The sequence below is a fragment of the Glycocaulis abyssi genome (assembly GCF_041429775.1).
In the GTDB taxonomy this organism is placed as follows: domain Bacteria; phylum Pseudomonadota; class Alphaproteobacteria; order Caulobacterales; family Maricaulaceae; genus Glycocaulis; species Glycocaulis abyssi.
Genome location: NZ_CP163421.1, coordinates 2,199,191 through 2,222,670, shown reverse-complemented (window position 1 = coordinate 2,222,670; position 23,480 = coordinate 2,199,191). Strand labels below are relative to the sequence as shown.

The following is a 23,480-nucleotide window of genomic DNA, read 5'->3' as shown; positions in this document are numbered from 1 at the left end:
GCGGGTCAGGATGCGGCCTCCCCTGGCATGACCACATAATCCCCGCCATGGGCGAAGAAGAGTGCGGCTTCGGCGGCGCGCCGCTCGATCTGGCTCTGACCGACCTGCATGGCCGGGGCGCCAGTAAAGGCGTTATGCAGGCGCAGCGCATTGGCCGCGCCGGTATAGTCGCCCTGATTGAGCCGCGCGAGGATGCGCGAGCGCTCAAAGGCTTCCAGCCCGTTCTGATGTACGAAGGATACCAGAGCCGCCATCTGCGCCTGCGATACCGGAACGCCGACAAGGGCGCGCAGCTCGCTCTCTATCTGCACGAGCTCCCGGCGCAGATACTGCAGCGCTTCCACCTGGCTGATCTGAGTGTCGAACTCCTCTTCGCAGGGCCGGAGCGCGCGGCCATATCCGATGACGGAACAGTTGCGCACGCGTGTGGCGCTGGCGCGGAAGGGCTCGAACGAGATGATCAGCTCGCGCGCGGTAACGCTGTCCTCCTCGACGAGGAAAAGGAAGGCTTCCAGCTGGCGGCGGCTTTCCAGTCCGCGTAAGGCCCGCATCCCGCTGCCGGGCACGCGCGCATGCACCCAGCGCAGAAACTGGGCGGCGCTGACCGAATGGATATCGCTATTGATCAGGCGCAGAAGTGTGGAATTGCGGAACGCCTGGCCGCCTATGTTGAATACAAGCGATATCAGGGCGTTGCGCTGATTATCGGTCAGGGGCCGGGTGACGGCTGCGTCAACCGCCGCCGCCGCGATGTCGATATCCTCCATGAGCAGTTCGACCGCGCGTCCATGGGTGATCACATTGCCTGTGCGTGCCTCGCGGCCGGTATGGCCGTACCCGATGGTGGGAATGCCCGCAGCGTCCAGATAGGTCTCACCGCGGAACGCCTCGAACATCTGTATCAACTCGATGACGGACTGGCCGGCCTGACTCTCGGAGCGCGCGGCCGGCAAGATGATGTCAGTGGTGTCATGCAAGACGAGATCAGCGGTGACGCTGGCACTGCCGGGCAGGTCGGGGGGTGGAGCCTCGTCTATGAGGAGTTCGGTTTCGGCCAGCACGATCGCCGGCGGTTCGCTGCGGGCTGGCGGGGCGACATCCAGCAAGCTGCGGTCAAAAATTACCGGGCTGAGCTGTCCGGATGTGTATTCGTGCACGTGCAGGCTTGCCAGTTCGAGGGCCGCCGTCAGGTCGGCTTCCTCCAGCAGGCGCAGCTCCACCAGCGAGGGCGTGAAGAAGGCTGGGCGGACATCCTCGCGGTCACGGGCCTCGAAGATCAGGCGCGGCCGGGCGGGGCTGACACGGTGGAACGCATTGCCCTCGACCGTCACCGGCCCGCCCCGGTCACTGATCGCCACTGTGACGCTGTCTGGGACTTCAAGCGTGTCAAATCCGGTGCCGAAGGCCGATATCCCGCCGCTGAACAGTCCGCCCACACCCTCGGTCTCGATGACGATGACCGTGCTGGACGGCCCGCTGCCAATGGGATGGCTCCAGGCTTCCTCAAGGCGCATGCCGCCCTCGGCATAGAGCACCAGCGGCGGTGGCTCGGAATCGGTGGACAGAAGGAAGATCGTATCCTGTCCGGGGATGGCGTGGCCAGCAAAGTAGATGAATGCCTCCGCCCCGCCTTCTGTCAGCCTGCCCAGAATATCGATCGCACGGCGCAACTCGTACTCGGTGGGATTGAGCACCGGCCCGCCACTGATCAGGGCATAGCCCGACTGCTCGGCATGACGTGCCATGGCCCTGGCCTGGCGCGCATAGTCTGAGCGGGATGGCAGGCTGCGATACTGCGCCGCGCCGATGATCAGCGCATAACGCTCAAGACCGGGCTCTGGCTGACTCTGCAAGGATGCAGGCGTATATGACAGCCATGCCAGAGCCACAAAAGCTGCCAGCAACAGACCCACAGCTAAAGCGGTAACCGCCATGGATAATGGTGTAGTGCGCAAGCCAGCCTCACAACGCTGCGCAGCCCCTCAATATTACACCCTACAAAATACAACCTTTGGAATCAAACAATATTGATACACGTTAACCACGAGTTGGTTTCTGTATTAGAGTCGCCCTAGGGCATCACCTCATCGCCTGCAAAGTCAAAGCAGCGTCCGGAGTGTTCAGGGGTCAGCGTGTCGATGACCGCCAGCAGGCGGCCAGCGCTGTATTCCGGCGTGAAGAGCTTTCCCTCTGGGACATTGCCCCGGAAGGGCTCGGAGAGGGCCGTCTCCACCGTGCCGGGATGCAGGCCGACGATGAGCGCTTCGCGCCGCTTGCGGGCCAGTTCGATGGAGAGTGTGCGGATGATCTGGTTCAGCGCGGCCTTGGATGCTCGGTAGGCGTGCCAGCCACCCAGCCGGTTGTCCGATATCGAGCCGACGCGCGCCGAGAGGGCGGCAAAGACCGATTTGCCCTCGCGCGGCAGGGCGTCAAGCAGCGCGGCGGCCACAAGTGCCGGACCAGTGGTATTGACGGCGAACAGCCTGGCCATGCTGTCTGCATCGAGATGACGCCAGGTCTTTTCCGGGCCGAAATCCTCGCCGTGCAATATACCGCTGGCGGTGATCACCAGATGCACCGGGCCGTCGTCGCTCACAGGTGCCAGCGCGCGCCTGATGCTGGCCGGGTCTTCCAGATCGATTGATCCGGGGCGGACCTTTGGGCTGTCCGGCACTTCGCCCGAGCGCGACAGGGCGTGAACCTCGCCGCAGCGCGGATCGGCAGCCAGATGGCGTACAAACGCGCCGCCAATGCCGCCGGACGCGCCAATGACCAGCGCGCGATAGTTTTCAGGCAGGGATGCAAGCGTATTGCTCATGGCGAGATGAGCTAGAGCGGTGGTGCCTCACGGAAAGGGCTGGCAAGCCCTTAAAGATGCAGCGCGTCGTTGGCGGCGTCCTGGACTTTTCGCATCAGGCGGAAGCTCGCCGTGCGGTCCTTGCCGTTGAAGAACTCGTTCTTGTCCAGAATGGTCAGGTGCGGACCCAGCGCTTCGGCATCCACTCGCGCCGAGCCGGTCAGCACCAGAACCGGCGTGCCGCGCGCGATCTTTTCTGCCGTGCGCACCGTGTCGGCGGGATCTATTGAGTCCGGCAGGCGCAGATCAACAATGATGAGATCATACTGGCGCCGGGCCAGCTTGCGCTTGGCATCGGTCAGCGTGCGCACCACTTCCAGCTCGAACTCATAGCCGCCTGCATCGCACAGAGCCTGCTGCAGCAACATGGCGTCGGCGAAATCATCCTCGACATGCAGGACGCGCAGGGTCTGGGTTGTTTGTGCAACAGCGTTCATGCTTTCAAGCTAGTCCCGTGCGCTTAGCAAAGCGTAAAGACGCGTCCTATCCTGCGAGGGGATCGTCGATTGACTGGCCCGTGCGGGCGGCGGCCGCTTTCAGCGTATTGGCCAGCAGGACAGCGATGGTCATGGGGCCGATGCCGCCGGGAACAGGCGTGATATGGCCTGCAACACGCTCGCTCGCCTCAAAGGCGACATCACCAACCAGTCCGGTATCGGTGCGGTTTATGCCGACATCAAGTACACACGCGCCCGGCTTGATCCAGCCGGCCTGTACCATTTGCGCCCTGCCGACGGCAGCGACCAGAATGTCGGCCGACCGGCACACGCCCGGCAGGTCGCGCGTGCGCGAATGGGCGAGCGTTACCGTGCAATTCTGTTCAAGGAAGAGCAGGCCGGCCGGCTTGCCGACCAGGATGGAGCGTCCGATCACCACGGTATGGAGGCCGGACAGATCGCCGAGCGCCTTTCTTGCCAGCCATACACATCCCGATGGCGTACAGGGGCGCAAGCCCTCAGCGCCCAGTATAAGCCGGCCCGCACTGGTGGCGGTCAGGCCGTCGACATCCTTGGCCGGGTCTATCGTCTCCACGACGCGCCGGGCATCCATGTGAGACGGCAGCGGCATCTGCACCAGGATACCATCCACCGCCGGATCGGCGTTGAGCGTCTTAACCAGCGCGATCAGCTCAGCTTCGGGCAGGTCATCGGGGCGGCGGAATTCCTGCGAGATCATGCCCGCCGCTTCAGTGCGGCGCACCTTGTTGCGCACATAGACATGACTGGCCGGATCATCGCCCACCAGTACGACGGCGAGGCAGGGCTTGCGCCCGATCCGGGCCGTCAGGCTGGCGGCCTGCGAGGCGACGGCCGCGTCCAGTGCTGCCGAGGCGAGCTTGCCGTCAATCAGGCTGGCAAGCCCTTCGCGATGCCGGATGAAATCAGGTGTGATCACGGACGCTAGCCCAGAGCCGGGAATATCTGCCCCATAATCACCCATTCGCGCACGAAGAAGATGATGAGCAGCAGGACCAGCGGCGAGAGGTCAATCCCGCCCAGAGGCGGCAGGATGCGGCGGATCGGTGCAAGGACCGGTTCGGTCAGCGCGCTGGTTACCCGCCAGATCGTGTTGACGAACTGGTTTTGCGGATTGACCACGTTGAAGGCGACGAGCCAGCTCAGCACCACGTTCACGAAGATGAGCAGTACCAGAATATTCAGTACCGGAATGATGAAATAGATAATCAGGGCCTGACCAAAGGTCATCGCTGTCTCCGTCTGGACGCACGCCGTGGCGTAGCAAGGGGTGGCGACTGTCTAGACGGGCAAAGCCCGGTCACGCAAGGGTGTCCCGCAAGCGTGCCATGTGCGGCGTGGTCAGTGCCGGCCGGGTATCTCGGCATGATCCCGCCAGAAGCGGCATACCGCGTCGGCCACCTGCTGGTAGCCGCCCAGGCTGTCGGGTTTGCGCACATAGGCGCTGGCCCCGGCCTCATAGGCCCTGTTGACGTCGCCGGGATGGTTTGACGACGTGAACACGATGATCGGCACCAGCTCCGGCTCTTCGCGTTCGCGCAAGGCCGTGATGACCTGGTGGCCGGAGAGGCCCGGCAGGTTCAGATCAAGCAGCATGATGTCGAACCGGCCCGATTGCAGCGCATCCAGCGCCGCCTGTCCGCCCGGCACATGCATGAGATTGGTGCCTTTCATGTCGGCAAAGGCACGCTTGGTCAGGAACGCGTCACTCTCATCGTCCTCGACGAGCAGGAGACGGATGCTTTTCGCCATTTTCTCCCCCCGAGCCCTCTGGCTCGCTGGCTTTCCGGGCAACGCCGCCAGCGGGCGAAGAGCCGGGTGCTGGCAGGGTCAGGCAGAAGCGTGCGCCGTGAAGGTGGGTTTCGTCCAGCCAAATTTCGCCGCCATGGCTCTCGACGATCTCCTTGCAGAAGGCCAGACCGACTCCCATGCCGGGATAGCGGGTGTCGTCATGGAGGCGTTTCATCATCTGGAAAATGGTCTGGGCGTGAGCCGGATCGATCCCGATTCCATTGTCTGCAATGGAAATTTCGATCATGCCGTCATCGGCTTGCCTGCCGCGTACGGTAATGACCGGTGCCAGGGCGGAGCGGTACTTTATCGCGTTGGAAACCAGATTTTGAAAAAGTTGGGTCAGAAGGACGGTATCGCCCTCCACGGCGGGCAAGCCGTCAAAATCCAGGGACGCGCCGCTGGCTTCGATTTCGTCATCCAGTGACGAGCTCACGCTGGCAAGGATACGCGTCAGCTCCACCGTCTCGGCCTGCGGCAGCCGGTTCACCAGCTGCGCGTATTCCTGAAGCACGCCGATCAGGGTCTGCGCGCGCTGTGCGCCCTCGCGCACCTTGAGCAGGTGCTTTTGACCGTCCGCGCTCATGGTGGCGGCTTCTTCCTGTTCGATGAGCTGGGAGAAGATATGGATGTGGCGCAAGGGTGCCTGGAGATCATGGGCGGCGGCGGCGGCAAACTGGCGCAGGGCCGCGTTGGCGCGTTCCAGATCGCGCGTGCGCTGGATGACACGGTGCTCAAGCTGGCCTGTCACCGCCATCAGGCGCGCCTCGGCCTCGTCCCGGCGCCCGATCTCGGCCTGAAGGGCCTGATTGGAGCGTTGCAGCTGGATATTGGAGGGCAGGGCCAGCGCACGTGGCAATAATGGCCATAGCGCGATGGCGGTCGCCAGCGACACCGCTGCTGTCATGGCCTTGAGCAGTCCCTCAATCTGATAATGCGGGTTCCACACCGTCCAGATGGAGAACAGATGTGTCGTGCCGCATAGCAGGATGAACGCCACGAACAGCCACATGACCGGGCGGTAGACCAGGTCGGGTCTGCGTATCGAAAAAATGGCCAGCGCGGCGGGAATGGAGAAATAGGCCAGCGCGATGGCGGCGTCGGAGAGCACATGGGTCCACAAAATGGAGGGTTCCCACAGATAGCACATGCCGTGGGGCATGAAGCCGTGCGTGGACATTGAATGCGTCAAGGCTTCCATGCGCGTCATGCCTCCCCCGATTTGCCTCGCACTATCTATGCGGCGGGGCGGGCGTCAAGCGGACGGCTAGCGATTTTCAAAGCCGCTCCATCCGCTGCTTGACAAGACGGCCTGCCCGGCACTACCTCCCTGACCTCTTCGAGAAGTGGGGCCGTAGCTCAGTTGGGAGAGCGCGTCGTTCGCAATGACGAGGTCAGCGGTTCGATCCCGCTCGGCTCCACCATTTCTTCCCGTTCTTCTTTGTGTCCGCTCAGCCGGCCCCCGCTCGCGCTTGCGGGCGCGCGGCCGTGCCTTGCGAACCGTGCAGGCGCTTTCGGGCAGGCTTTGCCTAAAACGGCGGTAATGAGGCACTCGGCTTTCAGCGGACCTGTCGCCGGTGCCCGGTCCGGGCTACGTAATTTCAACGCGTTAACGGCGCCCGGACCCCCAAGATGAACCGGAGATGAACGCGATCTGACTGTATTTGTTGGCCTTTTATCGCCTTAATCAGGATTAATTTTCAGCAAACTCCACCCCTACCCCTAGAGCTGCCTGGCACGTGCCGGGCGCGGGACGAGCGGGGCGGGGATGGACTGGTTTTCTCTCATCGAGGTGGCTGCGGGCCTGATCGGGGGCTTTGGTGACTGGTTTGCCGACCCGGCAACCCGCGAAAGCCTGGGCGAAGCGGCGCGCCTCTACTGGATGGTGCTGTCCTGGGCGACGGTCTACGCCGCTCTGGTGATCTTCGTCTCTTCCATCGATGACACGTTTCTGGACCTCTATTACTGGGTGCTGACGGCGCAGAACCTCGTCTTGCGGCCCTTCCGGCGCATCCCCTCGGTGGAAAAACTGCGTGCCATGCCTGAAAAGCGCCTGGCCATACTCATTCCGGCCTGGCACGAGGCTGATGTCATCGCCCGCATGGTGGACCACACCATTCAGGAGCTCGATTACACCGCCTATGACATCTTTATCGGGGTCTACCCCAACGATGCGGACACGATCCGCGAGGCCGACGCGCTGGTGGCCCGTCATGGCAATGTCTACCGGGCCAATGTCGGCCATCCCGGCCCGACCTCGAAAGCCGATTGCCTGAACTGGATCGTCCAGAACGCGATTGCGCGCGAGGCGCAGACCGGCAGGCGCTATGACGCGTTCGTCATGCATGACAGCGAGGATGTCATCCATCCCCTGTCCTTCAAGGTGATGAATGCGTGGCTGGACCGGGCCGACATGGTGCAATTGCCGGTCCTGTCCATGCCGCGTGCCTGGAATGCGCTGGTGGCGGGCCATTACATGGACGAGTTCGCCGAGTGGCATACCAAGGATCTGGTCGTGCGCTCCCACATGACCGCGCAAGTGCCCTCTGCCGGGGTGGCAACCGCGCTGTCGCGCCGGGTCATTGATCTGCTCAATGCCGAGCGCGAGAACCTGCCTTTCAATACCGACAGCCTGACCGAGGATTATGATATCGGTCACCGCCTCTACGAGGCCGGGTTCAAGTCAGCCTTCGTGCGCTATTTCGCCCGCGTGCGCGTGACAACGCCCAAAGGCAAGCGCCGCACGCGCGTCGAGCTGGTGTGCACGCGCGAGTTTTTCCCCGACCAGATGAAGGTGTCGGTAAGGCAGAAATCACGCTGGATGCTGGGCATTTCCTATATGGGCTGGCGCCAGCTGGGATGGGTCGGGCCGCTCGTTCACCGCTATTTTCTCTATCGTGACCGCAAGGCGATCTGGACCGCGCCCACGGGCATGCTGGCCTATTTCATCACTGTCCAGTGGGCGCTGTACTGGTTAATCTCTGCCACTATTCCTGAAACAGGCGGGCTGCCGCCGCTGATCGATCCGAAAAGCTGGGTGTGGTCGATCGTGCTGATCAATTTCTGGTTCCTGGTGAACCGGCTGGTCCACCGGCTGATCTTCACCGGCACCACACACGGGATCAAATACATGGTGCTGGTGCCGGTGCGCATGGTGGTTGCCAACTATATCGGCTTTCTCGCCGCAGCGCGGGCCAACCGGCGCTGGATCGTCCACCTGGTTACCGGCGTGGCGATCACCTGGGACAAGACCATGCACTCCTATCCCTCGCCAGAGGAGATACGCCGCACCCAGTCGAGCTTTGCCTCCCATGAGCGGCCCATGGCTGCGCGCACCCTGCCCGATACGCTCACCGCAGAGCTGGCAAGCCCTGCGCCTGCGCCGGTACGTGCCGCGCTGCCTCCTCCCTCGCAAGCCCATATCACTTTCAATCTGGACAGACGCGCCGGCGCGCCGAAACAGGCTATACCTGCCCCGCCGCCCATGCCTGTTCCGGCCCGCATACTGGAGACCATGTCATGAGACACGCCCGCCCCCGCCTGACCCGCCTGCGGTTCAACACCGCGCTTGGCCTTCTGGCTGCCGGTCTCCTGTTTGAGTCCGGTCCGGACCTGACCCGCGCCGTTACGGCCTTTGCCAGCAGCTCCGAGCCGGCGGCTTGCGGCTATGAGCATTTGCGCCAGCAGGCCGTCAACGCCGGTACCGCGCAGGGCTGGATCATGGCAGGCGATTGCGCCGTGACGCTGGGTGATCCGGCCACGGCGCTGGAAGCCTATCTCTATGCCCACACGATTGGCGGCCTGGACTCAGACGCGCTGCTTTATGTGCTGCGCTCCATCGGCTTCCAGGCTGAAGCTGCCGGTGATCTGAACCGCTCGCGCTGGGCCTGGGCGGAGGCGGCCAGCCTGTCGCGCTCTGCCAGCGATGGTTTGCGCGCCGCACGGGCTTTACGCCTTGCAGGCCAGGAGGGCGCAGCGCGCGCGCGGCTGTCTGCGCTCGATGAAACGGCTTTCGACGGCAGTGAGCTGGCGCTTCTTTTCGAGGAACGTGCGCGCGCGATTGCCGCTGACCAGCCGCGCGAGGCGGCAATGTGGATGGACCGGGCCATTGCCATCGAACCGGCCGCTTTCCGGCATTTCGACAAGGGACTCTGGCTGCAGGCGGCGGGCGATGATGCCGGGGCGCTCATCGCGCTGGAGGCGGCCTATAGCGCCGATCCGCACAGTCGCGAGATTGCGCTGGCCAATGCCTATGCCTACCGGCGGGCAGGCCGCCATGAGGATGCGGCGCTGATCTTTGCCGATGTGGCAGGCCGCGAGCAGCTAAATCTCACCGTGCGCGAGGAAGAGGGCTATGCCCGCGCGGCGGCCGGACAGCGTAGCGCCGCGGCCACTGCTTTTCGCGATGCCATTGACCGTCATAGCGTTGCGCAGACCGGCAATGAGGATCCGATGCGGGTCTACCGCCTGCGCCGCGAGGTGGAGACGCTGGAGCGGACCACATATTTCACCGGCTATCTGACCTATCGCGATGACGTGGCTCCGGGCGGGTTTGCCTTGCCTGAGCAGGGCAGTTTTGAAAGCCAGATCGGCATGGAGGCGGGCTGGCGGCCGGAGGGGCTGTACCGTGCAGGCCGGGGGCTGACGCTTTATGGGCGCGCCTATCAGAGCCTTGAGGCCGGGGCGCTCTCGCTTGCCGATGATACGCTGCAGCTTGGTCTCGGCGTGCGCTGGAAGCCCTTTGCCAGCCATGATTTCAACCTGGCGGGCGAACGCCTGATCGCTGGCGGTGATCTGGCGCGCGATGCCTGGCTCCTGCGGGCCTCCTATGGCTGGACGCAAGGGGGTGACTGGAACCCGGTTGCCGACCGCTGGACCTATACCAGCCTCTATGGCGATCTGGCCTGGATACCGGACGATCCGCAGTTCACGTCGGCTTATGCGTCGGTGCGCCATGGCCTGCGCTTCCGGGCAGGCGAAGGCTGGGCCGTCACGCCCTACCTCACCGCTGTCGGCCAGATCTCCAATGACAGCCTGGTCACGCGTGAGCGGCTGGAAGCGGGCGCCGGGGTGATGGTCTCGCGCTGGTTTGGCGAGGATCAGTACCGGGCCTACCGCCACCGGGTCGATTTCGAGCTGGAATACCGGGCAGGCATGGGCGACACGCCCGGCCAGAGCGTTATTGGGCGTGTGGTGGTCAATTTCTGACAGTTCACGATTTGTGCATTCCGCTTCGATTTCTCTGGAAGACAAGCGCCAGCAGGCGTATAAACCTTGCCGTCTTAGGGTTAAGGCCAGAGGCAGGACATGGCGCTTCTCGCTTCCATTCACGCTGGCGGCGTTATCAAGACCGCGTTTGGCGCGGTGCTGGTGGCTGCCGGCCTGAGCGTATCGGGGCAGGTGGCCGAGGACTATGCCCTGCGCGAGCGCGCCTATGCGCTGGCCGCAGAGGGGCAGTGCCGGGCCGCCCATAGCGCTTTCGTGGAGCTGGCCCGCTCTAGCGGGGATGTGCGCGACTGGCTGGCGGCTGCAACCTGCGCAATTGACGTTGACGATAATGACCGCGCGGTGACGGCGCTGCAGGCCGTGCTGGCCGAGCGTCATACGCTGAGCGTCGATGAGCAGCTTTTCGCCCTGCGCAGCTATGCCTACCGCGCAGAAGCGGCCGGCGACTGGGCGGGTACGCGTCAGGCATGGCAGGATGCGGCGGTGCTGTCGGGCGCTGCACAGGACCGGCTGATGGCTGCGCGCGGCGCCCGCCTTGCCGGAGAGCATGGCGCAGCGCAGACAGAGCTGGCGGGCCTCAATCCCGGAGCGCTGACACCGCAACTGGCGGCCATCTGGCATGATGAGCAGGCAAGCCATGCCCGCCGGGCGGGGCGCAATCGTGAAGCCCTGTCCCATATCGACCGGGCGATTGCCGCAGAAGACTCGCCATGGCGCCGGTATGAACAGGGCCAGGTGATGACGGTGCTGGGCATGCACCATTCTGCGGCCCATGCGCTGGAGCGCGCGCATCACGGCGCGCCGGATAATGCCAGCATCCTTGTGTCGCTGGCCTATGCCAGCCGGGCCAGTGGCGAAACCGCCTCCGCGCGCGGCTATTACCGGCAGGCCGTCACGCTTGATCCGTCCCTGTCGCGCCTCAGTGCTGACTTCTAGCCACGCCTTGCCAACCGCTTGTTTACGCATGACGGGCTAGTATCCCTGTCATGGAAACCCTGCTTGCGACCCTTCTGGCGACTGCCGCCCTTGCCCTGTCAGGCCCGCCAGCGGACGAGCCGGAGATACAGTCCGGGCCGTCGGACCGCGTGCTGTCGACATCGCCAAGCTATGTGCGCATGGAGCCGGTATCGGCCTCGGTGCGGGCGGGCGGCTATATTGGCGGTGTGCTGGAGGTCCAGTTCTCGCTGGATATTCCCGACGAGACGCTTCGCGAGCAGGCGCGCGCCAGCATGCTGCGGCTGCGCGATGGTTATACCACCGTGCTGACCAGCTATGGGGGGCTGGGCTACTGGGCGGGCGATGTGCCTGATTTTGTCAGGATTACACGCCTGTTGCAGCAATCGACCGACAGGACGCTCGGCACGCGGGGCGCCGAGGTCCTGATCCGCGCGATCGCGCTGCACGAGCCATAGGCTCCGCGCAGATCTGTCTAGGCGCGCGGGACGATGGTGAAGGTGACGGTTTCGCCAGCCGTGTTCTCACCTTCCCAGCTATCGCCAAGGCTCAAGCCCTCCTGAATGGGTTGGCAATTGGTTTCGCCGGTCGCGCGGCTTGTGCACAGCTCGTCGCCCTGCACTTCCCAGGTGCCCGAAATGCCTACATCGCTGGAATAGGTGCCGTCCTCGTTCAGCATCACCGTGTAGGTGACGTCGCCGGACTGGACCTGAAGCGCATGTTCAATCAGCGCATCGACCGACATGGCGTGATCGTCAGCGCCAAAAAGTGCAAGACTGGCAGCAAGCATGGTCAGCATGAATAAATCTCCCGTTGATTGCCCATGCCTCCTGGCGACATAGAGGCCGTTTGCCCCCGCTCCGGCATGGTTAACGAAAGCTTAACCAAAACCCGGCTCAGGCGGAAGCAGCAGCGTTGATGAATCTGGCCATCTCCACGTCGAGCGCGCTGACGCCATCGCAGTCATGCGTCGTGAGAATAACTTCCACCTTGTTGTAAACATTGAACCATTCCGGGTGATGGTCCATCTTGTCGGCTTTCAGCGCGACGCGCGTCATAAAGCCGAAAGCGGCGTTGAAATCATCAAATTTCAGCGTGCGGGTAATGGCGTCGCGCGTGCCGTCAGCCCTGGTCCAGCCTTCAAGCTGTTTCAGGGCGGCGTCCGCGCCGATCTTTTGCGGGGCCATATCATCGCTCCTATTGCTGTTTACGGAAAAAAGACTCATCGCTGGCATAGTCGGTTCCGGTGCAACAAGAAAGGAGGCGGCGGAAATGACCCGCTTTCTCGTATCCGAAACCAACCCCGGCGGCCGCAAGCTTGAGGATATCCTCATCCAGCTGCGGGCCGAAGTGCTGGCGCGCTCGACGAAAATCTCCGAGGATACGCGCCCCGAAGCCCTGCACGTCATGGGCAATAACATGAAGATACTGGAGCATCTGTCGGCAGCGATCGAGCTGGCGCAGGATTCCACCCATCTTCTGGACCGGGCGTTTGGCCCTTCGGAATCGGCCCATGGTGGCCCGCCGCGTATCGGCGTCGCCTGAGCCGGCCCCGGCACAGCTAAACCTTCCACTTGAACTGGACGCCGCAAGCGGCCAGCCTTGCTGAACTTCACCGTTCAGCATCAGGGCCGCGCCATGACTCCGTTCCAGTTCCGCACTGTTCCCCACATTGTTTCCGCGCCCGGCGCTGCCACTGAGCTGGCGCGTCACGCCGCGCCTGCCCTGAAAGGCGCCAGACGCCTGCTGGTCATCACCGACAACGGTGTGATGGGGCTGGGCCTGCTCAATGGCGCGCTGGAGGGTCTGAAAGCGAAAAGTTTTCAGGTCCATGTCTATGACAAGGTGGTGGCCGATCCGCCGGAAAGCGTCATCGAAGAAGCCGTGGCCGAGGGGCGTGCGTTTGGGGCAGAGGCCGTGATCGGCTTTGGCGGGGGCAGTCCGATGGACACCGCCAAGGTGGTCGCCCTGCTGCTCGGCTCAGACCAGCCGCTTTCCGACATGTATGGCATGGACCGTGTGAAGGGTCCGCGCCTGCCGCTTATCCTCATTCCCACCACCGCTGGTACCGGCTCTGAAGTCACCAGCGTGGCTGTGATCACCACCGGCGCAACGTCCAAGCGGGGCATTGCCGCTGCGCCGCTCTATGCGGATATGGCGGTGCTGGACGCGGATCTGACGCTGGGGCTTCCCAAGCATATCACGGCGGCGACCGGCATTGACGCCATGGTGCACGCCATCGAAGCCTTTACCGGCAAGCGCTTCAAGAATCCGGTCTCCGATGCGCTGGCGCTGGCGGCGCTGAAAATGCTTCACGCCAATCTGGAGCGGGTGTGCAAGGACGGATCAGACCGCGAGGCGCGCGCCGGCATGCTGCTGGGTGCTATGCTGGCGGGCCAGGCCTTCTCCAACTCGCCCGTGGGCGGGGTGCATGCCATGGCCTATCCGCTGGGCGGCATGTTCCATGTGCCGCACGGGCTTTCCAACTCGGTCGTCCTGCCGCCCGTTCTGCGCTTCAATGCCAGCGCCGCGGAGAATCTCTATGCCGAGATTGCCGGCCATATCGGCCTTGATCCCAGCTCTGCGGGGCTGATCGCGGAAATGGAGCGGATCGCCGATGCGGTGGGGATTGAGCGCCGCCTTTCCCAGCTGGGTATCAGCCATAATGATATTCCCGCCATGGCCGAGGATGTGGCGGCCAATGACCGGCTCCTGCCCAATAATCCGCGGCCCATGGCCTATGGCGATATAGTTGCCATGTATGAGGAAATCCTGTGAGCGGGCGCGAACCACCCGCCCGGCGACCTGACTATGCCGCGTTTGAGCGTATCGAAACGCGCTGGGCGGATAATGATGTCTACGGCCATATCAACAATGTCACCTATTACGCCTATTTCGACACGGCGGTGAACCGCTGGCTGGTCAAGGCGGGGCTTCTCGATATTGCCGCCGGTGATCCTATCGGCCTCGTGGTGGAGACCGGTTGCCGCTATCACGCCCCGGCGGCCTTCCCCGACCGGCTGGAGGCGGGCATCAGGGTGGCAAGGCTGGGCAATTCCTCGGTGCGCTACGAGATCGCGATTTTCCACGAGGGCGGGGAGGAGGCCATCGCCGAGGGCCATTTCACTCATGTCTATGTGGACCGCAAGACCCGCCGCCCGGTTTCCCTGCCTGATAGCTGGCGCAAGGCGCTGGAAAAGCTGGAGGGTTAGGGGACCTCACCCCTCCAGCGGGTATTCCGCCTCGATCTCGTAGGCATTGGGGCCGCGGCCACGGCTGTGGCTGGAATAGAGATGGAAGCGGTCGGCCAGGAAGGGCTCTGACGCCCACAAATTCAGCCGTTCTTCAAATCTCTGCACGCGCCGGGTCTCGGCCATGTTGAGATAGGCCACCGTCAGGTGCGGCGTATAATTGCGCTTTTCCATCTCCATCCCGGCCTTCACCCCGGCGCGGTGACACTGGCGGGCAAGGCGTTCGAGCGGCTCGCCGCCCTCGACCCCTAGCCAGAGCTGGGTGGGGCTGGCCTTGCCGAAATGGCCGGTGCCTTTCAGGCGCAGCTCGAACGGAGCAATGCGTATGAGGGACAGCTCGTGATCCAGCTCGGCAATTACGTCCTCTGGCCAGTCGCCATAGAAGGCGAGCGTGATGTGGAAGTTCTCTTCAGGGCGCCATTTCGCGCCCGGCACGCCTTTGAGGAGCGGGCTCACCCGCTCGGCGATCTCGTCAGGTATGGGCAGGGCGGCAAAGACACGAAGGGCCATGGCAGCAAATGCGCCACGCACCGGGGGCAGGGGTCAAGGGCTGCCGCCCATCCCCATTGCATTTGGCGCGCCACAGGCGTATAAGCGCGCCCATCAGGTTCGATGTGCCGGATGGCACTATCGGGCGGCTCTCATCGGGGGCCGCCTTTTTCATTGCCTTTTCGGCCAGTTGGCCGCCCCGGAGCCGTTTTGAGAACACGCAGCCGCCAGGACGAGATCATTGCCGCGCTCGCGGACCCGGTCGCTGACGCGATGGGCTATGAGATCGTGCGCATCCGCGTGTTGTCGGGCAAGCGCCAGACCGTGCAGATCATGGCCGAGAAAGCCGATGGCACGATGGATGTGGAAGATTGTGCGAAGCTGTCGCGCGCCCTCTCCGACGTGTTTGAAACGAACGATCCGATTTCGGGCGAATATGTGCTGGAAGTCTCCTCGCCCGGCATTGACCGCCCGCTGACCATGCTCACCCATTTTGAGCGCTGGGACGGGTTTGAAGCGAAGATCGAACTCGACCGCCTCGTGGAGAACCGCAAGCGCTTTCGCGGCATTCTGGCCGGGATTGAGGGCGAGAACGTGCTGATCGACCTCGAGGGCGAGGACGAGACGGCCATGCTGCCGTTTGAATGGATTGCCGAGGCCCGCCTTGTGCTGACCGATGCGCTGATCGCCGAGAGCCTCAAAGGGCGCGGCGGGAAGGCCCCGGTCTGGACGGACGGGGCCGAAACCGTGACTGAAGACACCCAAACCGACAAAACCTCAAAGACCAACAGATAACAGGATACTCATCATGGCCATCGGGGTCAGCGCCAACAGGCTGGAACTTCTGCAGATTGCCCGCGCGGTTGCGCAGGAGAAGATGATTGACGAGCCGCTGGTGCTCGCCGCCATCGAGGAGGCGATCCAGAAAGCCGCCCGCTCGCGCTATGGCAGCGAGCTGGACATACGCTGCTCGATTCATCCCAAGACCGGCGAGATGAAGCTGACCCGCCACACCACGGTGGTTGAGGAAGTCGAGAACGACTCCCAGGAAATCAGCCTGGAAGAAGCTAAGAAGATCGACCCGAATGCCGAGATCGGCACCGTGTTCGAGGAAGAGCTGCCGCCGATCGAGTTTGGCCGGGTCGCCTCGCAGACCGCCAAGCAGGTCATCACGCAGAAAGTGCGCGAAGCCGAGCGCGAGCGTCAGTACGAAGAGTACAAGGACCGTATCGGCGAGATCATCAACGGCATCGTCAAGCGCGTCGAATACGGCAATGCCATTATCGATCTGGGCAAGGCCGAAGGCATTATCCGCCGTAATGACGCCATCCCGCGCGAGGCCCTGCAGCCCAATGACCGCGTGCGCGCCTATATCTATGATGTGCGCACCGAGGTGCGTGGCCCGCAGATTTTCCTGTCGCGCGCGCATCCCGATTTCATGGCCGCCCTGTTCGCGCAGGAAGTGCCGGAAGTCTATGAGGGTATTATCGAAATCCCGCGTGTGGCGCGTGATCCGGGCAGCCGCGCGAAGATCGCCGTCATTTCCAATGACAGCTCTATCGACCCTGTGGGCGCGTGCGTCGGTATGCGCGGCAGCCGCGTGCAGGCAGTTGTCAACGAGCTGGCCGGCGAGAAGATCGACATCATTCCGTGGAACCCCGACCCGGCGACCTTCATCGTCAACGCGCTGCAGCCGGCAGAAGTCGCCAAGGTGGTGCTGGATGAGGAAAACCAGCGCATCGAAGTGGTGGTGCCTGATGACCAGCTGTCGCTGGCCATTGGCCGGCGGGGCCAGAATGTGCGCCTTGCCAGCCAGCTGACCGGCTGGTCCATCGATATCCTGACCGAGGTTGAAGAGAGCGAGCGCCGCCAGAAAGAGTTTGCCGAGCGCACGGCGATCTTCATGGAAGCCCTTGATGTGGACGAGGTCATTGCCCAGCTTCTGGCCACAGAGGGCTTCACCGATGTGGAAGACCTCGCCTTTGTCGAGCTGGACGAAATTGCCGTCATCGAAGGCTTTGATGACGAGACGGCCGAGGAAATCCAGACCCGCGCGCGCGAATATCTCGACAAGCAGGCCGCCGAGCAGGATGCCCGCCGCAAGGAGCTGGGCGTCGAGGACGATGTCCTTGCCATTGAAGGCGTCACCTTGCCGATGGCGGTGAAGTTCGGCGAGAACGAGGTGTTCACGGTCGACGATCTGGCCGGCATGACGCCGGACGATCTGCGCGGCTGGTATGAGACCCGTGATGGTGAGCGTGTGCGCGAGCCGGGCATTCTTGACGGGTTCGATATCGATGCGGCTGAGGCCGAGCGCATGATTATGAAGGCACGCGTCGCGGCCGGGTGGATTTCCGAAGAGGATCTGCCGGTTGAAGAGGCTGACGAAGCTGATGCGGAGGCTGTCGAGGAAGCCGTCGAGGAGGCGCTGGCCGAGGATGGCGAGTTTGACCTTGCCGCGCTTGAGGCCGAAGCGGAACGTCTGGGTGTGGACCTTGAAACCCTCATCAATGCCGGTGAGGACGCTGAGACGGCGGAGGAAGACGAGACAAAGTGAGCCGAGGCGCACGGGAATCGCGCGTGAAGACGCCCCGGACACGGCGCTGTATCGCGAGCGGTGAAACCGCTCACGAAGCCAGCCTGATCCGCGTGGTGGCCGGTCCGGACGGCGTGATCGTGCCGGACATCGCGGCGAAGCTGCCCGGACGCGGCGCCTGGATCAGTGCCGGCCGGGAAGCGGTTGCCATCGCGATCCGGCGCAAGGCCTTCCAGCGGGCGTTTGAAGGGCCGGTGACGGTGCCTGAGGGGCTGGCCGACGAGATCGAAAGACAGCTGGCTGCACGGGCACTGTCAATTTTGGGTCTCGCCAGGCGCGCAGGACGGCTCGCAATGGGGTATGATGGTGCCAGAGGTGCCATCACGGCATCGCCTTCGCCGGCCTGGCGCATCGAGGCCAGTGACGGCGCGGCGGACGGGCGGCGCAAGCTGGACCAGCTGGCGCATCGTGCAGCGCCGGGCCTGCCTGTGGCGATGTGTTTCAGCGCCGCAGAACTTGGCGCGGCACTGGGACGCTCCGGCGTTGTGCACCTGGTGCTTTCGCCGGGACCGGAGGCGGCGGCGTTTGGCGTGCTGATGGGAAAACTGGGCGGGTTCCGGCCGGTTGGACCGCAAATGCCGGACGGCCCGGCAGGAGAGAGTTGAAACGGCAGGCAAGCCCGCTAGGTTAGCGGGCCTTTGGCCAGAGCCGGATGGACAAGGCAGTGGGCGTTGCTGCGGCGCAGCGCCTCGATATGCCTTTTTACGCAAGAGCCGCGATGAAAGACGTTTATGAGCGACGCTGACGAACGCAATCCTTCGGGCCGCAAGCCCCTCACCCTCGGCGCACGTACCGGATCGGGCACCGTGCAGCAGAGCTTTGCGCGCGGCCGCTCCAAGGCCGTTGTCGTGGAGAAGAAGCGCAAGCGGGTTGCTCCGGGCGCTGCCGGTGCGCCTGCGGGCAAGGATGCCGGGACACCGTCTGGCAAGCCTGCTGCCAGCGATGCCGACAAGGCCCGCGCGGCGCTGGCCGCCAAGGCCAAGCAGCTGGGCCTCTCCGAGGAAGAGCTGATCCGCCGCCAGCGCGCCATTGCGCGCGCCCGCGCCGAAGCGGACGAGCGTGACGCGAAGAAAAAGGCCGAAGAGGCCGAACTTGCCCGCAAGGCCGATGAGGACCGAAAGGCCCTTGAAGACCAGCGCAAGCGCGAGGAAGAAGCCCGCAAGGAGGCCGAGGCCCGCAAGCAGGCGGAAGCAGAACGTGCTGCAGCGCCCGATCCGGCCGATATTCCTGTGCCTGTTGATCCTGACACCGCCAAGCCCCAGCGCAAGGTTGTCGACAAGGAGGCGCGCGCCAAGGACGAGGCACGCGGCGGCGATAGCGATGATGATGAGGGCCGCGCCAAGAAGAAGCTGGCACCGGCTGCCAAGGCCGCGCCTTCGCGCTCCAAGGATTCCGGTGAGCGCCGCCATAAGGGCCGCCTGACCATTCAGAATCTGGTCGAGGATGATGAGGGGCGTCAGCGCTCGCTCGCCTCGATGCGCCGCGCCCGCGAACGCGAGAAACAGCGCCGCACGCAAGGCGGCACCGAGCGTGAAAAAGTTGCGCGCGATGTCGTCGTGCCGGAAAGTATTACGGTGCAGGAACTGGCCAACCGGATGGCGGAGCGCGCCGCCGATGTGGTGAAATTCCTGATGAAGCAGGGCCAGATGGTCCGCGCCGTGGACTATCTCGAGGCCGATGATGCCGAGCTGATCGTTGAAGAGTTCGGCCACCGCGTGAAGCGCGTCTCGGACGCGGATGTGGAAGAGGGCTTCATCTCGGCCGATGACCCTGAAGACACCAAGCAGCCGCGCCCGCCGGTCGTGACCATTATGGGCCATGTTGACCACGGCAAGACCTCGCTTCTCGATGCGCTGCGCTCCACCGATGTGGCAGGCGGGGAAGCGGGTGGCATCACCCAGCATATCGGCGCCTATCAGGTGCAGCTCAAATCCGGTGACAAGATCACCTTCCTGGATACGCCCGGCCACGCGGCCTTCTCGGCGATGCGTTCACGCGGCGCGCAAGCCACCGATATCGTGATCCTGGTGGTCGCGGCGGATGACGGCGTGATGCCGCAGACGGTGGAAGCCATCAATCACGCCAAGGCGGCCGGTGTGCCAATGATCGTGGCGGTCAACAAGATCGACAAGCCCGATGCCACGCCGGACAAGGTGCTCAATGAGCTCCTGCAGCACGAGATCGTGACCGAATCCATGGGCGGCGATGTCCAGTTCGTGCCGGTCTCGGCGCTGAAGAAGATCGGCCTTGATGAGCTGACCGATGCGATCTCGCTGCAGGCAGAAATGCTGGAGCTGAAAGCCAATCCGGACCGTTCCGCCGAAGGCATTGTGATCGAAAGCCAGATCGACAAGGGCCGTGGCCCGGTTGCCACCGTTCTGGTCAAGCGCGGCACGCTGAAACGCGCCGATATCGTTGTGGCGGGCGTGCAATGGGGCAAGGTGCGCGCGCTGACCAATGAGCGCGGCCAGCAGATGAGCGAAGCCGGTCCGTCACTGCCAGCCGAGATTCTCGGCCTGGATGGCGCGCCGGAGCCCGGCGAAGCCTTCTCGGTGGTGGAAAGCGAGGCGCGTGCCCGCGAGATCGTCGATTACCGCATGCGCCAGCGCCGCGACAAATCGGCTGGCACGGGCGGTGGCGGCACATCGCTGGAACAGATGATGGCCCGCCTGCAGCAGAACGAGGTGCAGGAGCTGCCCGTCCTCATCAAGGCGGATGTGCAGGGCTCTGCCGAGGCGCTGACCGGCGCGCTGGAGAAAGTGGGCAATGAGGAAGTGCGCGCCCGCGTCATCCATGCGGCTCCGGGCGGTGTGTCAGAGGCCGATGTGCAGCTGGCCAAGGCGTCGGGCGCTCCCATCTTTGCCTTCAATGTGCGCGCCAACAAGCAGGCGCGAGACCTCGCCGAGGCCGAGAAGGTCGAGATCCGCTATTACTCGATCATCTATGATGTCATTGATGACGTGAAGAAGACGCTGGAAGGTCTTCTGGCACCGGAGAAACGCGAAACCTTCATCGGTTACGCCGAGATTCTGGAAGTCTTCAACATCACCAAGCTGGGCAAGGTGGCCGGTTGCCGCGTGACCGAGGGCGTGGTGCGCCGCGGCTGCGGTGTGCGCCTGCTACGCAATGACACCGTCATCCATGAAGGGGAGCTGTCCACGCTCAAGCGCTTCAAGGACGAGGTCAATGAAGTGCGTGCCGGTACCGAATGCGGCATGGGCTTTGTCGGCTATCAGGACCTGCAAAAGGGCGACCAGATCGAGTGCTTCACCGTGGAGGAGATCGAGCGCAAGCTCTGAGCCTTCCGGGTTTGACGGACGATTGGCAGACCCCGGCTGGCAACGGCGGGGTTTTTCCTTGGCGGCGGGGCGAACCCTGCTTTCAGGGAACGCACCGGTGCCGGGACGTGTTGAAGCCAGACCGCCGCAGAATACAGAGGAAGCCGCATGAACGCCTCTCTTGTTTTTCCGATCATCATGGTTGTTGTTGCTGGCGCGGCGGTGGCGACGCAGCCTGCCTTCAACGCCCAGCTCGCCGCTCTGCTGGGCTCGCCCCTGCGCGCCGCGCTGGTGAATTTCAGTGCCGGGGCGCTTGTCATGCTGGCCGTGGTAAGCGTGTTTGTGCTGAGAAATGGTCTGCCGAGCCGGGAAACTCTCGCCTCGGTCCCGCCCCATCTGTGGATCGCCGGAGGGGCGCTGGGCGCGCTGTTCGTGACAACTGCCATGTGGGCAACCCCGAAAATCGGGGTGGGCGCGTTTTTCGCGGTCCTTATCGCTGCCCAGCTGATTGCAGCGCTGGCCATGGATCATTTTGGGCTTCTGGGCCTTGATGTGCGCCCGGCAAATCTGGTGCGTATCGGTGGCGTGCTCCTTCTGGTGGCCGGTGCTATCATGGTGGTGCGTGGCTGACCGGCTTGCCAGCGCCCCTGCAAGCGCGTATCACCCGCCCCCTTCTCAAGGGCGTCCCGGTTCAATCCCGGCCCGTCCTGCGCGGAAACGAGGTGCAGATCCATGAAAGCCCAGTCCCAGAGACAGCTGCGCGCCGGTGAACTGGTGCGCCGCGCGCTGGCCGATATCATCGCCGAAGGCGCGATCCATGATCCGGCCGTGGCAGGGTTGCCGGTGACCGTCACCGAGGCGCGCATGAGCCCCGATCTGCGCCATGCGACTGTTTTCGTCGCGGCCATGGGTCAGGCCGACCGGGTGAAGCTGGCCAAGGCGCTCGACCATGCGTCAGGTTATCTCCAGCGCGAGCTGGCCCGCCGTATCGATCTGCGCTTCACGCCCAAGCTGCGCTTTGAAGCCGATGACCGCTTCGAGGAAGCCGCCCATGTGGACGCGGTGCTCTCGCGCCCGCAGGTAAAGCGCGATCTGGACTGAGCGGATATGGCACGCAGGAAAAAGGGTAATCCGGTCGATGGCTGGGTCTTGCTGGACAAGCCCGCCGAGATGACCTCCACGCAGGCCGTGTCGGCCGTGCGGCGCATTTTTGACGCTCGCAAGGCCGGCCATGCCGGCACGCTCGATCCGCTGGCGACGGGGCTTTTGCCGATTGCGCTGGGTGAGGCCACCAAGACCGTGCCGTTCGCGCAGGACGGCATGAAGACCTATCGCTTCACAATCCGCTGGGGCATCTCCACCGATACGCTGGACGCCGAGGGCGAGGAGACGGCCACCAGCGATGTGCGCCCTGCACGCGCGGCCATCGAGGCTGTCCTGCCGCGCTTTGTCGGCGAGATAGACCAGATACCGCCTGCCTTCTCGGCCATTCGCGTGGATGGCGCGCGTGCCTATGATCTGGCGCGTGCAGGCGAGACGGTAGAGCTGGACGCGCGCACGGTGCGCATCGATGCGGTGTCCCTGCTCGATACGCCGTCGGCGGACCTGGCTGTTCTGGAAATGCAGTGTGGCAAAGGCACCTATGTGCGCTCTCTGGTGCGCGATATCGCGGCGGCGCTGGGCGCGGAGGGGCATGTCGCCGCGCTGCGCCGGGTCGCGGTCGGGCCGTTTGATATCGCTGATGCCCTCACGCTGGCTGATCTCGATGGACTGAAAGCTGAGGGGCGCGAGGCGCAAGCGCTCGAGCCGGTCCATGCCGCTGCCAGCGATCTGCCGGTACTGGATGTAACCCCTGATCAGGTGGCTTACTTACGCCAGGGCCGGGCCATTGTGGTGCCGCCGCGCCGGGTGGAAGCACTGCGGGCGCTGCGCTGTGAGCGCTGGGTAGGTGACCGGGACTGTTCGCGCTCGGTGCTGGCCATGGACGGCGATAATCCGGTGGCCATTGGCGACCTTCAGGCAGGCAAGCTCTCGCCCTGGCGGGTATTCGCGGCGTCCGGTGCCTGATCCTCGCGCGGAGTTGACCAGCGAAATCCCCTTACACGCCTTGCTATCGGCACACTTTGCGTCCATAAGCACCGCGCATGACTGCCGACCTTGCTGGACGGTGCCCTGGCAAGGCCGGAAATGACCGGCACTGAGGAGATGACTTATGTCAATCACTGCAGAGCGCAAAGCTGCGCTCATCAAGGAATATGCCCGTGAGGCCAACGACACCGGTTCGCCGGAGGTTCAGGTGGCCGTGCTCTCCGAGCGCATCGCCAACCTCACCGAGCATTTCAAGACTCACAAGAAGGACAATCACTCGCGCCGGGGCCTGCTCAAGCTCGTCTCCCAGCGCCGCCGCCTTCTTGACTATCTGGCCCGCATTGACGAACCGCGTTACCGGGTCCTGATCGCAAAGCTGGGCCTGCGCCGCTAGGCTCTGCTTCCCTTCAACGCCGGTCACCCAGAGGTGACCGGCGTTTCCTTAAGGGGCCATGATGGTCATGGTCCTGTCCG

Annotated in this window: 25 protein-coding genes and 1 tRNA gene; 16 read left to right on the top strand and 10 right to left on the bottom strand. The window is 63.9% G+C overall.

Annotation, left to right across the window (positions count from 1 at the left end):
* Positions 1–5 precede the first annotated feature (5 nt).
* The 7 genes from AB6B38_RS10770 to AB6B38_RS10740 form a co-directional block, all read right to left on the bottom strand.
* Positions 6–1,853: a glycoside hydrolase family protein gene (locus AB6B38_RS10770; protein ID WP_371392856.1), complete on the bottom strand. Its 1,848-nt coding sequence runs from the start codon at positions 1,851–1,853 to the stop codon at positions 6–8.
* Between the two features lie 218 nt (positions 1,854–2,071).
* Positions 2,072–2,818, bottom strand: a complete 747-nt coding sequence (locus AB6B38_RS10765; protein ID WP_371392855.1) for an SDR family NAD(P)-dependent oxidoreductase — start codon at positions 2,816–2,818, stop codon at positions 2,072–2,074.
* Positions 2,819–2,868: 50 nt separating this feature from the next.
* A complete protein-coding gene (locus AB6B38_RS10760; protein ID WP_371392854.1) occupies positions 2,869–3,294 on the bottom strand; it encodes a response regulator in 426 nt (141 codons plus the stop codon).
* Positions 3,295–3,340: 46 nt separating this feature from the next.
* On the bottom strand, positions 3,341–4,252 hold the full coding sequence (locus tag AB6B38_RS10755) for a bifunctional 5,10-methylenetetrahydrofolate dehydrogenase/5,10-methenyltetrahydrofolate cyclohydrolase (protein ID WP_371392853.1): 912 nt from the start codon (positions 4,250–4,252) through the stop codon (positions 3,341–3,343).
* Positions 4,253–4,257: 5 nt separating this feature from the next.
* Positions 4,258–4,563 (bottom strand): YggT family protein, encoded by a 306-nt coding sequence (locus AB6B38_RS10750; protein WP_371392852.1) that lies wholly within the window; start codon positions 4,561–4,563, stop codon positions 4,258–4,260.
* Positions 4,564–4,674: 111 nt separating this feature from the next.
* A complete protein-coding gene (locus tag AB6B38_RS10745) occupies positions 4,675–5,085 on the bottom strand; it encodes a response regulator (RefSeq protein ID WP_371392851.1) in 411 nt (136 codons plus the stop codon).
* Entirely contained in the window at positions 5,045–6,325 is a 1,281-nt protein-coding gene (locus AB6B38_RS10740; RefSeq protein WP_371392850.1) for an ATP-binding protein, read from the bottom strand. The genes AB6B38_RS10745 and AB6B38_RS10740 overlap by 41 nt, the downstream gene beginning before the upstream one ends.
* A gap of 147 nt (positions 6,326–6,472) precedes the next feature.
* On the opposite strand from AB6B38_RS10740, the gene AB6B38_RS10735 reads away from it, so the two are divergent.
* From AB6B38_RS10735 to AB6B38_RS10715, 5 genes are all read left to right on the top strand, one after another.
* Positions 6,473–6,548 (top strand) — tRNA-Ala (locus AB6B38_RS10735).
* 344 nt (positions 6,549–6,892) lie between these two features.
* Positions 6,893–8,647: a glycosyl transferase family protein gene (locus AB6B38_RS10730; protein ID WP_371392849.1), complete on the top strand. Its 1,755-nt coding sequence runs from the start codon at positions 6,893–6,895 to the stop codon at positions 8,645–8,647.
* Positions 8,644–10,332, top strand: a complete 1,689-nt coding sequence (locus AB6B38_RS10725; protein WP_371392848.1) for a hypothetical protein — start codon at positions 8,644–8,646, stop codon at positions 10,330–10,332. Before AB6B38_RS10730 ends, AB6B38_RS10725 begins: the two co-directional genes overlap by 4 nt.
* A 99-nt stretch (positions 10,333–10,431) precedes the next feature.
* Complete coding sequence (locus AB6B38_RS10720; RefSeq protein ID WP_371392847.1) at positions 10,432–11,286, top strand: hypothetical protein; 855 nt, start codon at positions 10,432–10,434, stop codon at positions 11,284–11,286.
* 50 nt (positions 11,287–11,336) lie between these two features.
* Positions 11,337–11,762, top strand: coding sequence for a hypothetical protein (locus AB6B38_RS10715; protein ID WP_371392846.1), 426 nt, complete (start codon positions 11,337–11,339; stop codon positions 11,760–11,762).
* 17 nt (positions 11,763–11,779) lie between these two features.
* Here AB6B38_RS10715 and AB6B38_RS10710 read toward each other — a convergent pair whose 3' ends face one another.
* Positions 11,780–12,103: a hypothetical protein gene (locus AB6B38_RS10710; RefSeq protein ID WP_371392845.1), complete on the bottom strand. Its 324-nt coding sequence runs from the start codon at positions 12,101–12,103 to the stop codon at positions 11,780–11,782.
* 97 nt (positions 12,104–12,200) lie between these two features.
* Positions 12,201–12,491 (bottom strand): 4a-hydroxytetrahydrobiopterin dehydratase, encoded by a 291-nt coding sequence (locus AB6B38_RS10705; RefSeq protein WP_371392844.1) that lies wholly within the window; start codon positions 12,489–12,491, stop codon positions 12,201–12,203.
* Positions 12,492–12,576: 85 nt separating this feature from the next.
* On the opposite strand from AB6B38_RS10705, the gene AB6B38_RS10700 reads away from it, so the two are divergent.
* The 3 genes from AB6B38_RS10700 to AB6B38_RS10690 all read left to right on the top strand — a co-directional run bounded on the left by AB6B38_RS10700 (position 12,577) and on the right by AB6B38_RS10690 (position 14,516).
* Positions 12,577–12,849 (top strand): histidine kinase, encoded by a 273-nt coding sequence (locus AB6B38_RS10700; RefSeq protein WP_371392843.1) that lies wholly within the window; start codon positions 12,577–12,579, stop codon positions 12,847–12,849.
* Between the two features lie 93 nt (positions 12,850–12,942).
* Positions 12,943–14,082, top strand: coding sequence for an iron-containing alcohol dehydrogenase (locus tag AB6B38_RS10695; RefSeq protein WP_371392842.1), 1,140 nt, complete (start codon positions 12,943–12,945; stop codon positions 14,080–14,082).
* The gene (locus AB6B38_RS10690; RefSeq protein WP_371392841.1) at positions 14,079–14,516 is read left to right on the top strand and encodes an acyl-CoA thioesterase; all 438 of its coding nucleotides are present in this window, start codon (positions 14,079–14,081) and stop codon (positions 14,514–14,516) included. The genes AB6B38_RS10695 and AB6B38_RS10690 overlap by 4 nt, the downstream gene beginning before the upstream one ends.
* Positions 14,517–14,522: 6 nt before the next feature.
* Here AB6B38_RS10690 and thpR read toward each other — a convergent pair whose 3' ends face one another.
* Positions 14,523–15,065: an RNA 2',3'-cyclic phosphodiesterase gene (gene thpR / locus AB6B38_RS10685; RefSeq protein ID WP_371392839.1), complete on the bottom strand. Its 543-nt coding sequence runs from the start codon at positions 15,063–15,065 to the stop codon at positions 14,523–14,525.
* A 189-nt stretch (positions 15,066–15,254) separates the two neighbouring features.
* Between thpR and rimP the strand changes: the two genes are divergently transcribed.
* From rimP to rpsO, 8 genes are all read left to right on the top strand, one after another.
* The gene (gene rimP, locus AB6B38_RS10680; protein ID WP_371392838.1) at positions 15,255–15,839 is read left to right on the top strand and encodes a ribosome maturation factor RimP; all 585 of its coding nucleotides are present in this window, start codon (positions 15,255–15,257) and stop codon (positions 15,837–15,839) included.
* A 13-nt stretch (positions 15,840–15,852) separates the two neighbouring features.
* On the top strand, positions 15,853–17,601 hold the full coding sequence (nusA, locus tag AB6B38_RS10675; RefSeq protein WP_371392837.1) for a transcription termination factor NusA: 1,749 nt from the start codon (positions 15,853–15,855) through the stop codon (positions 17,599–17,601).
* A 23-nt stretch (positions 17,602–17,624) separates the two neighbouring features.
* Positions 17,625–18,245 (top strand): RNA-binding protein, encoded by a 621-nt coding sequence (locus AB6B38_RS10670; protein ID WP_371392836.1) that lies wholly within the window; start codon positions 17,625–17,627, stop codon positions 18,243–18,245.
* A 126-nt stretch (positions 18,246–18,371) separates the two neighbouring features.
* Positions 18,372–20,939 (top strand): translation initiation factor IF-2, encoded by a 2,568-nt coding sequence (infB, locus tag AB6B38_RS10665; RefSeq protein ID WP_371392835.1) that lies wholly within the window; start codon positions 18,372–18,374, stop codon positions 20,937–20,939.
* A gap of 147 nt (positions 20,940–21,086) precedes the next feature.
* Positions 21,087–21,548 (top strand): DMT family transporter, encoded by a 462-nt coding sequence (locus AB6B38_RS10660; protein WP_371392834.1) that lies wholly within the window; start codon positions 21,087–21,089, stop codon positions 21,546–21,548.
* Between the two features lie 102 nt (positions 21,549–21,650).
* The gene (gene rbfA / locus AB6B38_RS10655) at positions 21,651–22,019 is read left to right on the top strand and encodes a 30S ribosome-binding factor RbfA (protein ID WP_371392833.1); all 369 of its coding nucleotides are present in this window, start codon (positions 21,651–21,653) and stop codon (positions 22,017–22,019) included.
* Between the two features lie 6 nt (positions 22,020–22,025).
* Positions 22,026–22,985, top strand: a complete 960-nt coding sequence (gene truB, locus AB6B38_RS10650; protein WP_371392832.1) for a tRNA pseudouridine(55) synthase TruB — start codon at positions 22,026–22,028, stop codon at positions 22,983–22,985.
* A gap of 145 nt (positions 22,986–23,130) precedes the next feature.
* Entirely contained in the window at positions 23,131–23,400 is a 270-nt protein-coding gene (rpsO, locus tag AB6B38_RS10645) for a 30S ribosomal protein S15 (RefSeq protein ID WP_188450554.1), read from the top strand.
* Positions 23,401–23,480 lie beyond the last annotated feature (80 nt).